Annotated in this window: 12 protein-coding genes; 3 read left to right on the top strand and 9 right to left on the bottom strand. The window is 60.9% G+C overall.

Features of this window, described 5'->3' with window-relative positions; genetic code table 11:
• Positions 1–6 precede the first annotated feature (6 nt).
• The 3 genes from SIC14_RS16960 to nagB are packed head-to-tail and all read right to left on the bottom strand — an operon-like array spanning position 7 to position 2,810.
• Positions 7–879: a phytanoyl-CoA dioxygenase family protein gene (locus SIC14_RS16960; RefSeq protein ID WP_412563088.1), complete on the bottom strand. Its 873-nt coding sequence runs from the start codon at positions 877–879 to the stop codon at positions 7–9.
• Positions 866–2,041: an N-acetylglucosamine-6-phosphate deacetylase gene (gene nagA / locus SIC14_RS16955; RefSeq protein WP_412563087.1), complete on the bottom strand. Its 1,176-nt coding sequence runs from the start codon at positions 2,039–2,041 to the stop codon at positions 866–868. The genes SIC14_RS16960 and nagA overlap by 14 nt, the downstream gene beginning before the upstream one ends.
• A complete protein-coding gene (gene nagB, locus SIC14_RS16950) occupies positions 2,031–2,810 on the bottom strand; it encodes a glucosamine-6-phosphate deaminase (protein WP_412563086.1) in 780 nt (259 codons plus the stop codon). Before nagB ends, nagA begins: the two co-directional genes overlap by 11 nt.
• 140 nt (positions 2,811–2,950) lie before the next feature.
• Here nagB and SIC14_RS16945 point away from each other — a divergent pair, with 140 nt between their 5' ends.
• From SIC14_RS16945 to SIC14_RS16935, 3 genes are read left to right on the top strand one after another with little or no spacing between them, the layout of a single operon-like run.
• Complete coding sequence (locus tag SIC14_RS16945; protein WP_412563085.1) at positions 2,951–3,688, top strand: FCD domain-containing protein; 738 nt, start codon at positions 2,951–2,953, stop codon at positions 3,686–3,688.
• A 13-nt stretch (positions 3,689–3,701) separates the two neighbouring features.
• Positions 3,702–4,382, top strand: a complete 681-nt coding sequence (locus SIC14_RS16940) for an N-acetylmannosamine-6-phosphate 2-epimerase (protein ID WP_412563084.1) — start codon at positions 3,702–3,704, stop codon at positions 4,380–4,382.
• A complete protein-coding gene (locus SIC14_RS16935) occupies positions 4,375–5,262 on the top strand; it encodes an ROK family protein (RefSeq protein ID WP_412563083.1) in 888 nt (295 codons plus the stop codon). The genes SIC14_RS16940 and SIC14_RS16935 overlap by 8 nt, the downstream gene beginning before the upstream one ends.
• Positions 5,263–5,265: 3 nt before the next feature.
• On the opposite strand, the gene SIC14_RS16930 is transcribed toward SIC14_RS16935, so the two are convergent.
• The 6 genes from SIC14_RS16930 to SIC14_RS16905 form a co-directional block, all read right to left on the bottom strand.
• Positions 5,266–5,778 carry a GFA family protein gene (locus SIC14_RS16930; protein ID WP_412563082.1) on the bottom strand — a complete coding sequence of 171 codons (513 nt, stop codon included), beginning with the start codon at positions 5,776–5,778 and terminating at the stop codon, positions 5,266–5,268.
• 81 nt (positions 5,779–5,859) lie between these two features.
• Positions 5,860–6,807 (bottom strand): alpha/beta hydrolase, encoded by a 948-nt coding sequence (locus SIC14_RS16925; RefSeq protein WP_412563081.1) that lies wholly within the window; start codon positions 6,805–6,807, stop codon positions 5,860–5,862.
• Positions 6,794–8,173, bottom strand: coding sequence for a sulfatase-like hydrolase/transferase (locus SIC14_RS16920; RefSeq protein ID WP_412563080.1), 1,380 nt, complete (start codon positions 8,171–8,173; stop codon positions 6,794–6,796). The genes SIC14_RS16925 and SIC14_RS16920 overlap by 14 nt, the downstream gene beginning before the upstream one ends.
• A gap of 72 nt (positions 8,174–8,245) precedes the next feature.
• Positions 8,246–9,397, bottom strand: a complete 1,152-nt coding sequence (locus SIC14_RS16915) for an N-acetylneuraminate epimerase (protein WP_412563079.1) — start codon at positions 9,395–9,397, stop codon at positions 8,246–8,248.
• A gap of 198 nt (positions 9,398–9,595) precedes the next feature.
• Complete coding sequence (locus SIC14_RS16910) at positions 9,596–10,618, bottom strand: ABC transporter ATP-binding protein (RefSeq protein WP_412563078.1); 1,023 nt, start codon at positions 10,616–10,618, stop codon at positions 9,596–9,598.
• Positions 10,611–11,615, bottom strand: a complete 1,005-nt coding sequence (locus tag SIC14_RS16905) for an ABC transporter ATP-binding protein (RefSeq protein WP_412563077.1) — start codon at positions 11,613–11,615, stop codon at positions 10,611–10,613. Before SIC14_RS16905 ends, SIC14_RS16910 begins: the two co-directional genes overlap by 8 nt.
• Positions 11,616–11,619: the final 4 nt, after the last annotated feature.

Below are 11,619 nucleotides of genomic sequence, written 5' to 3'. Positions count from 1 at the left end.
AAGGGATCAGGGACCCATCCGTGCCTTGTCAGGGGATCGTTGGAAGATCCGGTCGGTTTGGTGGTTGGCTGGCGCAGGAAACAGCGGGGCCACCTGTGACCTTGCCGCCTCGGGCCAATCGAGGGAGGAGGGCGGATGCGCCTCGCCTGCGTCAATGTCCAGATCGGTGCGGGCAAAGATCTGATGGAGCTGGTTGCGAATGCCATCTGGCAAGTCGCCATAGTCGGGCAGATACCAGAGCGTCAGCAAGCTACGCTCTGCGCCAGAGGTATTGGCATAAGCCGAATGCAACAACCGGCTGTCCATCAGCACCAGATCGCCCGCCTGGACCTCTACCGCCACTTCATCAGGGTGCGCGGCAAAGGCTGGGCTGTCCAGCGCCTCAGCCCGGCTGAGCGCGTCGCCATGGGCTTCTGGCAGGTCATGCAACGGATGCCAACGCCGGTGCGAGCCGGGAATAACCCGCAGGCAGCCATTTTCAGGGGTGGTGTCAGACAGGTAGTACATGGCCCCGATCCCCATTGGCGCCGGACGATAGGAAATCGCCTCGGACCAGCCCCACCAGTCCTGATGCCAGAACAAAGGTGGCGCCTTGCCGGGTTTGGAGATCAGATATCCCGCCAGCCAACGAATGTCCGCATAGCCGAAGGTCTGCAAGAGCGGTAAGATATCGGGATGTGCCACAATCTCTGCATAGGCGGGATGATCCCCGAAGTTACACAAAGACCCCGTGGCCTTGAACTTGGCACGATGCGCGGGATCCAGACCGTTTAGAACGGTTTCACTGGTCTGACGCAGGGTGGACAGAACCTTGGATGAGAGGAACTGGGGAACAACGACATAGCCGTCACCAATGAACTGATCCTTAAGCGGGGACATGTTGTGCCTCTGGCGTATGGATGGCGTTCATATGAAGGTGACGGTCCGCGTAGCTGCCCAGAGCTTGTAGGTCGTGGGACAGGAAAGATAGAGAGGCCGGCAAACCGACCTGAATTTGCGCCAGATCAGGACGGCGGATCGCACGGGCAGGATTGCCTGACGCCATTTGCAGCGCTTTTGGCAACGAAAGGCCGACCTGTTGCACCATATTGCGAATGGCTTCGTCCATTGCCAGATGTGCGCCCGCCAGCGTGCCGCCAGCATCGGACAGACGGTTGCCATCGCGCCGGATCTCTACCCCGTGAATATCAAAACGGTCGGTTTTGCCCGCAAGCGTCAGCATCGCGTCGGTCACCAGACACAGGTGATCGGGCTTCAACCGCGCCGCAATCCCGACATTGGCAAAGTCGACATGCACCCCATCCGCAATAATCCCTGCATAGAGCATCTCGGACGCCAGCACCGCCCCTACCACACCGGGCTCCCGACTGGTCAGCGGCGACATGGCGTTCCACAGATGGGTGGCACCGGACAGACCTTCGCGCTGGGCCTTTTGCATCTCGGCAAAACTGGCGGCGGAATGGCCGGCAAAGACGGTGTGGCCCGCCTCACTTAACTGACGAATTGCCCCTTCAGGTGCGCATTCCGGCGCAAGGGTCAGAAGGCAGGTTCCGCAGTTGGCAGCGCTCAGAAAGGCGATATCCGTCGCGTCCAGCGGGCGGATGCAATCCGGTGGATGGATGCCAGGGCGGTTGGGAGACAGGAAAGGGCCTTCCAGATGCACGCCAGCGATCCCCGCCACCCCTGCGGCGCGGGCTTCCGCGACGGCGGTGACGGCTTGCTGATAACGTCTGCCCTCATCGGTAATGAAGGTCGGCAGCAGATGGGCCGTGCCACCGCGACGTGCCCCTTCGGCCATCTGGGCAATGCCATCGGCGCTGGGCTTGTTGTTGAACTGCACATCATTGGCGCCGTTGATCTGGATATCGATGAAGCCCGGCGCGGCAATCGCAACCTCCTGATCCACTGGGCCACGGCGCTGGGTGATCGCGGTGATCTGGCCATCGCGGATGTCCAGCACTTGATCCTCCAGCGCCGCAGCGCCGTCGCCGGGATAGAGTTTGGCGGCCCGGATGGTGAGATCAGGTTCCTTATGCAGCATCTTCGCGGCCCTCCGGATGTACGGTGTGATAGTAGGCGCGGTGTTTCAGCGCGGCGGCAGCGGCCTGATCCAGCACCACGGTCACCTGCGGGTGCATTTGCAGGCTGGAGGCGGGGCAGGCGGCGCTGAGCGGGCCTTCGATCATCTCGGCCACGACTTGGGCCTTGCCTGCACCGGTGGCCAACAACACCACGGCGCGCGCCTCAAGGATGGTGCCGATGCCCATAGTAATCGCATACTGTGGCGGCTTCTCGCCGTGGTCAAAGTAGGGCCGGTTCGCCTGCAGCGTGGCCTGCGTCAGGGTTTTCACCCGCGTGCGCGACGCCAGCGATGAGCTGGGCTCGTTAAAGCCGATATGCCCGTTTGGTCCAATCCCAAGGAGCTGCAGGTCAACGCCGCCCTGATCCGCGATCAATGCCTCATACCGCAGGCTTTCTGCCGTAGGGTCGGGGGCATCGCCGTGAGGCAGGTGGGTGTTCTGTGGGGCGAAATCCGTCTGCCCAAAAAGCTCTGCCTGCATGAAGCTGTGATACGAACACGGATGTGTGGGGGCCAGACCAACGTATTCATCAAGGTTAAAGCTCACCGCGCGGGCAAAGGAGACCTCACCCCGCTCATGGGCCTGCACCAGATGGCAATAGACCGGTGGCATGGTGCCACCTGTCGCCAGCCCGAGACGGGCCTCTGGGTTTTGCTGCACCGTGGTGGTGATCTGCGCCGCAACGCGAGCGGCAGCCTCTTCCGGGGTGTTGAAAATCAGGATTTTCATTTGGTATTACCAAAGTCCGCTTCATGGATCAAAACTGACTGTCTATACGAGGTGGATAGTGAAATGGAAAAGAGATTTCTTTCTCTATTGACCGAATTTTCGCATTTGGTATATCCAGTGTCGCAAATATGAGGGTCCAAATGACTGATCTCCCCGCAGACACGCCATCAGCCGCGCAGGTTGGTCAGACCAACGCCGAACGTCTGGCCGATGCCTTGATGGAAGAGATCCGCAATGGTTTGATTGCCGACGACGCACCGATGCCGTCCGAGCGTGACCTGTGCAAGCGGTTCACCGTGTCCCGCCCCACCGTGCGGGCGGCGTTGATGCAGTTGCAGGCGCGCGGCTATCTCTCGCAGGAGGCCAACCGCAGGCCACGGGCCCATAAGCCCACCATCGGGCGGGTGTTTCAGGCCGCCGGGGCCGGGCTCAGCGATGTGCTGGGGCTGGTAGAGGCCACGGCCTATATGGACCAGCTGCGCCAGTTCATTGAGGTTGGTGCGGTGCGGCAGGCTGCGCAGGAGGCTTCGAACCTACAGTTGGCGCAAATCCACCGGGCGCTGGAACGTTGTTACGCGGCACTCAGTGACGACACCCGTTTTGCCCGTGCTGACGCCGATTTTCACCGCGCCATTGTGGCCGTGGTGCAAAACCCTATCATTCTGGAACTGCATGACCGGTTTGTTTTCGACATGGTTGCCAGCCGCCCCACTTCGCCTGAGCGGGTGGAGATGAACCGCCAAAGCTACGAAGAACACCGCCAGATCTATGAGGCCATTGCCGCCAGCGACCCGCAGGCCGCAATGGACATCATGGACCGTCATCTGGCCCGCGCCTATCGCAATCGTTTGGCCAAGCCTGCACGGTTGACCCCTTAAATTGAGAAGACCCATGAACACCTTGAAATTGTTGCAAAACGTCCTGGTGGCCTCGTGCCAGCCGGTCGATGACGGTCCAATGGATGATCCCCGTATCACCGCCGCGATGGCGCTGGCGGCGGAGGCCGGCGGCGCCCAAGGACTGCGGATTGAGGGGTTGGATAATCTGGCCGCCACGCGCCCTGTGACCAAGCTGCCGATCATCGGGATTGTGAAGCGGGATCTGCCGGACTCTGAAGTGCGGATCACCCCGTTCCTCGAGGATGTGAAGGGGCTGGCCGATCTGGGCGCCGATGTGATTGCCTATGACGCCACCCAGCGCCTGCGCCCTGTGCCCACAGCTGATATCGTCGCTGCGATCAAGGCAGCAGGGAAACTGGCAATGGCCGATGCCGCGACCCTGGCGGATGGCCAGCAGGCTTTGGCTGAGGGGGTGGATATCCTTGGCACCACGCTTTCGGGCTACGCCTATGACATTGCCCCAGCGGAGGCCGGACCGGATTACGCGTTGATCCGGGCCTATAAAGAACTGGGCGCATTTGTGATGGCAGAAGGGCGTCTGAACACCCCTGAACGGGCAGAAGGGGCGATCCGGCAGGGCGCGGATTGTGTCACCGTAGGCAGCGCCATCACCCGCATCGAACATATCACCGGATGGTTCGCCGACGCTGTCAAACGGAGCCAAAATGACTGAGGCGCGCGCGCCCTCAGGTGTGGCAGTCGATTTCGGCGGCACCAAGATCTCGGCCACCCGGCTGCAGGACGGCGTGGCGGTGGACAGCCTGAAGGTGGCCACGGACGGCACCGCCTTGGCGGATCAACAGGTGGCCGCAATTTGCGACCTGCTACAAGGCCTGGCCTTACAGCCCGCCGAACCTGTGGGGGTGGCCCTTGCAGGCCGCGTGGACCGCGACGGATGCTGGCATGCGCTGAACACCGAAACCCTGACCGGCGTTGCTGAGGTACCGTTGCGTGCCATGCTGTCGGAGCGGCTGAACCGGCCAGTGGTGGTGGAAAACGATGCGATTGCGGCTGCAATTGGCGAATTTCATCACGGCGCAGGGCGCGGCTGTTCGGATTTTGCCTTTGTCACTGTGTCCACCGGTGTGGGCGGCGGTCTGATCCTGAACGGGCATCCGGTGATTTCATCGCAGGGGCTGGCCGGGCATGTCGGCTTTACCACCTCAACACTGGCAAATCGGCGCTGCGGGTCTGGGCGGATTAACACCGTGGAAAGCATCGCCTCTGGCCGGGCCATCGCACATTACGCAGCAGCTTTGGGCCATAACGGCCTCAGTGCAAAAGACGTCTATGAGACGCAATTGAACGGCGCGGCGTGGGCCACGGGTCTGATTGATCAAAGCGCCCGCGCCGTGGCCGAGATGATCGGCAATCTGACCGCGCTGTTGGATCTGGAGCGCATTGCCCTTGGCGGCAGCATCGGCATGGCCGAGGGGTATTTGGAGCGGGTGCGGAAGCACCTGGCGGACGAGCCAGTGATTTTCCAGCCGGACCTCGTGCCTGTTTCCTTAGGACCGGATGCGGCGCATTTTGGTGTCTTGACAGAGGCTTAGTGTTTAAAGCTCACTTGCAGGTATGGGGTTGTCCAGCACCAGTGGCGTGATCGCCTCGCCGTCCGCCGCCATCGCATGCTCCTTGAACAAGGGCGTCTCGGCAGGCAGTAACGTGTCTGTGCGGGCGGTCTCCAAGAAGATGTGCTTGCTCGCCTCCGGCGTCACCTGCAGCCAGTTCGGATCATCCAGCGTGCCACTGTAAAGCCCAACCGCGCCGGGGAAGCGTTCAAAGGTCTGATAGATCTTGGTGCCGCAGGTGTCACAAAAATGAATCTCGATCGCCTCGCCGCTGCCCGCAGAGATATGGCGATAGGGCTTGGTCCGGCCTTGGGTCACGGTGAAATCCGCCCCATCACAGGCCGGTTGCACCATATAAGCAGCCCCGGTGGAACGCTGACAAAACCGGCAATGGCACAGCGTCACGCGCGCGGGCTGCTGCGCAAGCTGGTAGCGGATAGCGCCGCAAAGGCATCCGCCTGCGGCTGACGCCCCATCCGTACTGTTCTCAAGTCCCATCGTGGCCTCCATGCCCGTCTCTTATGCAAACCCCGCCAACGGTAGTCAGCGAGGTTCAAAAAGGGAAGTGGCCACAGCGCCTTACTGATAGGCGCGGCGTAGCGCCTCGGCAAAGTCGTGGAGCATCCGTTTGCCGATGGCGGTATCGGTGCCGCCCAGTTTCTCGCCGCCGTGGATCATGCCGGGGTAGCTGGCAAACTCGGCCACGACACCGGCAGCGCGCAGCCGTTCGGCATAACGGCGGTTCTCATCCACAAAAAGGTCAACGTCGCCCACAGGGATAAACGCCGGCGGCAGGCCGCTGAGGTCGCGCGCGCGGGCAGGGGCAGCGGCGGCAGGGGCTTCGGCAAGGGGACGACCATTCAGGTACATTTCCCAGGCAGCGAAGCTGTCAGCGCGGCACCAGATCGGGTGGTCAACGATCTGCCCCGAAGGCGTTTCGTGCAGGTTGTCGAGCATCGGATAGAGCAGCAGCTGGAAACAGACCGGCAGGTTGCCATTGTCGCGGTTGTGCAGGCATAGCCCCGCCGCCAGCCCACCACCGGCACTGGCGCCACCGATGGCAACGCGGTCCGGATCGATATTCAGCGCTAGCGCATGGGCATGGACCCAGTGCAGGGCCGCAAAACTGTCGTTGATCGCGGCCGGATGTGGATGTTCCGGCGCCAGGCGATAGTCGACCGAGATCACTACGCAGCCCGCCTCTTCGGCATAGAAAGGGCCGTTCCACATGTCGCGCCCCTTGCCCATGATATAGCCGCCGCCATGCAGCCACAGCAGGCAGGGGCGCGGAGAGTCGTCTGTGTTAACGGTGCTGGCAGGTTCAAAGACATAGAGGTCCACAGCCCCGTCAGGCCCCTCAATAACCTCTTTGCGTGGCTGCGTCTGGCCCCATTGCGGCCCGTTCTCCCACCGTTCGGTGGAACGTTCCCGGATCAATGGCAGCGATTCTCGGGTGATCGGGATGATCACATCATCCGGGTCCAACAGCCCCCGTAGCGCCGGGTCCACACGTTCAATCTGCCGCATCCACAGCCTCCAAATGCTGGCGCCAGTCTGACAGCAAAGGATCTGCTGTCCGCTGGAAGAATTCGTCCAACCCCTTGCGCAGGCTGTGCATTTGCGCCTGCCTTGCGGGGTCTCGTACCAAGTTGTGGCATTCTGCGGCGCCTGTGGCCAGATCAAACAGTTCTTCTGCCATGCCGCGATGCCAGATGTATTTCAAATCCCCCCGCTGGACCATGCGCCAATCGGTGACCTTCATCCAGTCGCCTAGCGGCTGATGCATGGCAAAACGGTCCGGGGTGTTTGGGGGCGTGGCTCTCAGATCACGACCCTCCCAAGGGCGATCCGGCAGGCCACAGGCGGCAGCAAGCGTTGGGGCCACGTCGATCAGGCTTGCGGGGGTATCAACCCGCTGCGCTTTACCCGCAGGGAAACGGATCAGCAGCGGCACTTTTAGGCTTTCTTCAAAGGCCACCATTTTCTGCCATAGCCCGTGCGCTCCCAGATTTTCGCCGTGGTCCGAGGTGAACACCACGATGGTGTTGTCCATTACGCCGTGGGCCGTCAGTTCCTCCAACAGTTGACCAACAAAGTGGTCGATCATGCTGACAAACCCCCAGTAAACGGCGTAAGAGGCCCGCCAGTGGTCAAAATCTGTGCCGTGATCGTGGAACAGGTCGCGGCAATAGCTTTCTGTATGCGCGGGATGCTCGCCTGTTTGCGGGCCGAAGTTTGCCGGGATCGGCACCTCCTCGGGCGCATACATGGAAAACCACGGCTCAGGGATCATGAACGGCGGGTGCGGCCCGTTGAAGGAACAGACCTGAAAGAACGGCCTGTCGCGGTCCCGGCTGCGCAGCATGTCGCGGGCAAGGCCGGAGACATAGGCCTCATTGGTCTTGTCCACCGGCAGGGCTTGGCAATGCACCTTGGGCGTCGACATCGACGGTGTGCGATTGGTGCGGGTGGCGGGATCGTTGAACATCCAGCCATCGATCAGCCCCTGATCCAGACACCATTGCGAATAGACCGCAGTGCTGTCACCAGCGTGCCGGTCGGTGAACTGGGCAATATTGTCTTCCCCCATATGCCATTTGCCCGCATAGCTGACCTGGTAACCACCGGCGCGAAACTGGTCGAGCATCTCACAGGTTTGCAGAGACCCTGTGGCATTGCTCATCATGTTGTTCTGGGTTGGGTAGCGGCCGGTAAACAGGGCGGCGCGGGACGGCAGGCACAGGGGGCTGGGCGTGATGGTGTTGTCATAGCAGATCGCCTCTGCCGCCAGCCGGTCGATATGCGGGGTTCGGCAGGGTGTTTCGCCACGGTAGCCCAAGGTGTCCGGCCGTTGTTGATCGGTCATGATGAACAGAACATTGGGCGGAGGCATGGCGATTTCCGGTGGTTCTTGTGGGGTCTCCGGCCAAGCGATTTGGCCGGAGAGTGTATTTGAGACAAAAGGTTAGTCGGTGAACTTCACCTTTTCGCCATCCCAGCTCATTAGGAAGCTACCGGCGCGGGGTTTGCGATCGCCACCTTCGCCGCCGACAACCAAGAGGCCCTCGGAGGTGGTGAAGGTTGCGCCATAGGCCAGGCCTTCGGGCAGGTCATTAACCTGTTTCCAGGCCCCATTGAGACGCACATAAACATCGTCATTCCAGGTTTTCGACAGGCCTTGATGGGTGAACCACTGACCGGCAAAGGCATTGGCGCGGGCGCCGGGGAAGTTGGCGCCACCGGCCACAATCAACGCCCCGTTGGACCAGCCCGCATAGGGCGCAGCCAGACCTTCGGACAGGTCATCACCCGCTTTGGTCGGGATCGGCGCGACCTGTGTCCAGCTGGCGGCATCGCCGCTGAAGGACACCTGTTTGATCTGCGGGGTGCGCAAGCCGGGCTTGACTTCGCCGTTGATCAGCAGGATGTCGTCGCCGGTTTTCACTACAGCTGCACCGGTGTTGGGCAGGTAAGGGTTGTCCCCCAGATCGGACCAGGAATTGGTGGAAACAGTGTAGACCAAGGTCTTGGTATTCCAGCGATAATCACTGGGCTCCATGCCCATGTAGTCATCGACGATTTTCTGCCACTTCTCGGGCTCTGCCTCCTTATCGGTGGTCAGAACGTCGTTCAGATACTGGTCAAACAGCTCTTTGTTATAGCCGCCGAAGATCGCGATCCGGTCGTCGTCCAGCGCATAGGCCGAAGCCCCAAGCAGGCCCGCAGGGGTCTGGGTGTCCAGCTTTTCCCAGCTGTTGGAGGCCAGATCATAAGCATGTACATCGGTGAAAATAATCGGGGCGACGTCATCCGCATTGACCTTGCCAGAACCGGAGAAAACAAACAGTTTGCCCCCCGCAAGGGCCGAGGCCGCGCCCGAAGGCACCGGACCGGGGAAGCTGGCCAGCGCCTGCCAACCGGTGGCCGGGGCCACCAGATTGAGCGAGAACATAGCGTCCCCACCGGTGCCCAGACCAATCACAGCCGTGTCACCGGACTGACCGGAGACGCCGTTTTTGATCGCCGTGGGCAGATCGGGCCAGCTGCCTGCTGTGGCGCTGCTGGCGATCAGTGCGATGGCCGTTGCAGCGGCCCCGCTCCTCAAGATTGCAAACATAATTTCCTCCTCTGTTTGCAAGTGGTTATCTCGTAATTCAAATCTATTTGGATCCGTGTAAAGATCCTTCATATTGGCCCCCGCTGACGTTCTGGGGTCGGGAGTATGCGGCCGCAACAAGCCGCGCCCCCGCCAGCGGGTGCCTTGAGTGTCCTTCCAATTTTGTCTTGCGCCATTGCGCTGCCAGTGAAATGGGCGCTAGGCCTCCGGCAACTCTCCGGCGTAGTGGCAGGCGGCGAAATGTGGGGTGCCGCCCCGATCATATTCCTTCAATTCCGGCACCTCATTGCGGCAACGGTCCGTGGCAAAACGGCAGCGCGGGTTGAATGGGCAGCCCTTGGGTGGGTTCATCGGCGACGGTACGTCGCCTTCCAGCACGATCCGCTCGGTCTTCTTGTCCAGATCCGCCACCGGAATCGCCGAGAGCAGCGCCTGCGTGTAGGGGTGCAGCGTGTCGGCATAGATGTCTTCGGTGCGGGCCAGTTCCACAATGCGGCCCAGGTACATCACCGCGATCCGGTCACAGATGTATTCGGTTACGCTGAGGTCATGGGTGATGAAGATATAGGTGAGGTTGCGTTCCTTCTTGAGGTCCATGAGCAGCTTCAGCACCTGCGCCTGAATGGACACATCCAGCGCCGAAACCGCTTCGTCACAGACCACCAGTTCCGGATCAATACAGAGCGCCCGGGCAATGCCGATCCGCTGCCGTTGACCGCCAGAGAACTCATGCGGATAGCGGTCCATATAGTCGCGCCTGAGGTTAACGGCCTCCAACAGATCGCCAATGATCTTGCGCCGCTCTGCTTTGGATTTCACCCCGTAGCGTTTCAGCGGATCTTCCAGCGATCCAAAGATGGTGAACGCGGGGTTAAGCGACGAATGCGGGTCCTGAAAAACGATCTGTAACTTCTTGCGATAGTTAATCATTTCTCTGTCAGGCAACCCGCGCATCTGCACGTCGCCCTCAGCCCCGTGGTAGGTGATTTCGCCGCCCGTTGGTTTCACCAGCTGCAGGATCGACTTGCCCAGCGTGGTCTTTCCACAACCGGATTCGCCCACCAGCCCCAGCACCTCTCCGCGTTTCACATCGAGATTGATGCCATCCACGGCCTTCACATGGCCGGTGACCCGTTTGAAGATCCCCGAGCGGACGTCAAACCAGGTTTGCACACCGCGCAGCGACAGGATGTTGTCCTGAATTTCCTGAGCCTCAGACATTGTCAAAGATCTCCTTGTAACGATGGCACATAACCCGGTGGGTGTCGGTGATATAGTCTTCGGATTGGGGCTGCTGGCAGGCGGCGGTGGCATAGTCACAGCGCGGTTCAAACTGGCAGCCGGGGGGGCGTTCATAAGGATCCGGTGTGGCGCCACGGATGGACTTGATGTCCTGGTCCTTGCCGCGGCCCAAGACGGGCACAGAATCCAGCAGGGCGCGGGTGTAGGGATGGCGCGGTGCGCGCAGCACCTCATCCACGGTGCCCGCTTCGACGATGTTGCCCATGTACATAACGGCCACATCATCCGCCAATTCGGCGATCACCCCCATATCGTGGGTGATCAGCATGATGGCGGTGCCGTGGTCCTCTTTCAGCTGGTTCATCAGCCAAAAGATCTGCGCCTGAATGGTCACGTCCAGCGCTGTTGTTGGCTCATCCGCGATCAGGATTTTCGGGGCGCATGACATGGCCATGGCAATCATCGCCCGCTGCCGCATCCCGCCCGAATAGTTGTGCGGAAACTCCTTGGCGCGTTTTTCCGGCATCGGGATACCCATGTCTTTCAGCAGATCCACCACCTTTTCGCCCCGCGCTTTGGGGCTGAGGTCGGTGTGGTATTGCAGCGCCTCGGCGATCTGGAAACCGACGGTGTAGACCGGGTTCAGCGCCGTCATCGGATCCTGAAAGATCATCGCGATGTCGTCACCACGCAGCCGCCGCATGTCTGCACCGTCACGTTCCAGCTGATCGATGCGAATTTCGCCTTCGGCCTCAGTGTGGTAGGTGATCGATCCCTGTTCGATCCGGCTGAGCCGCGGCAATAGCTGCATGATCGAGGAGGCGGTGACGGACTTGCCGCAGCCGCTTTCGCCCACGATGCCCAGCGTCTTGCCTTTGCGGATGTCAAAGGACACCCCGTTGAGCGCCTTGTTGCAGCGGTTGTTAGTATAAAAGAAGGTCTGAAGATCCTTCACGGAGAGGGCGAGATCAGTCATGTCG

Origin of the sequence: Thalassobius sp. MITS945101 (assembly GCF_047123305.1) — a bacterium.
Classification (GTDB): domain Bacteria; phylum Pseudomonadota; class Alphaproteobacteria; order Rhodobacterales; family Rhodobacteraceae; genus Thalassobius.
The sequence above is the reverse complement of the archived record's forward strand: the minus strand, read 5'-3'. Positions and strand labels throughout refer to the sequence as shown.

Excerpts from the sequence above, each read along its gene's own strand:
- SIC14_RS16960 (WP_412563088.1), bottom strand. The coding sequence starts at position 879 with ATGTCCCCGCTTAAGGATCAGTTCATTGGTGACGGCTATGTCGTTGTT.
- nagA (WP_412563087.1), bottom strand. The coding sequence starts at position 2,041 with ATGCTGCATAAGGAACCTGATCTCACCATCCGGGCCGCCAAACTCTAT.
- nagB (WP_412563086.1), bottom strand. The coding sequence starts at position 2,810 with ATGAAAATCCTGATTTTCAACACCCCGGAAGAGGCTGCCGCTCGCGTT.
- SIC14_RS16945 (WP_412563085.1), top strand. The coding sequence starts at position 2,951 with ATGACTGATCTCCCCGCAGACACGCCATCAGCCGCGCAGGTTGGTCAG.
- SIC14_RS16940 (WP_412563084.1), top strand. The coding sequence starts at position 3,702 with ATGAACACCTTGAAATTGTTGCAAAACGTCCTGGTGGCCTCGTGCCAG.
- SIC14_RS16935 (WP_412563083.1), top strand. The coding sequence starts at position 4,375 with ATGACTGAGGCGCGCGCGCCCTCAGGTGTGGCAGTCGATTTCGGCGGC.
- SIC14_RS16930 (WP_412563082.1), bottom strand. The coding sequence starts at position 5,778 with ATGGGACTTGAGAACAGTACGGATGGGGCGTCAGCCGCAGGCGGATGC.
- SIC14_RS16925 (WP_412563081.1), bottom strand. The coding sequence starts at position 6,807 with ATGCGGCAGATTGAACGTGTGGACCCGGCGCTACGGGGGCTGTTGGAC.
- SIC14_RS16920 (WP_412563080.1), bottom strand. The coding sequence starts at position 8,173 with ATGCCTCCGCCCAATGTTCTGTTCATCATGACCGATCAACAACGGCCG.
- SIC14_RS16915 (WP_412563079.1), bottom strand. The coding sequence starts at position 9,397 with ATGTTTGCAATCTTGAGGAGCGGGGCCGCTGCAACGGCCATCGCACTG.
- SIC14_RS16910 (WP_412563078.1), bottom strand. The coding sequence starts at position 10,618 with ATGTCTGAGGCTCAGGAAATTCAGGACAACATCCTGTCGCTGCGCGGT.
- SIC14_RS16905 (WP_412563077.1), bottom strand. The coding sequence starts at position 11,615 with ATGACTGATCTCGCCCTCTCCGTGAAGGATCTTCAGACCTTCTTTTAT.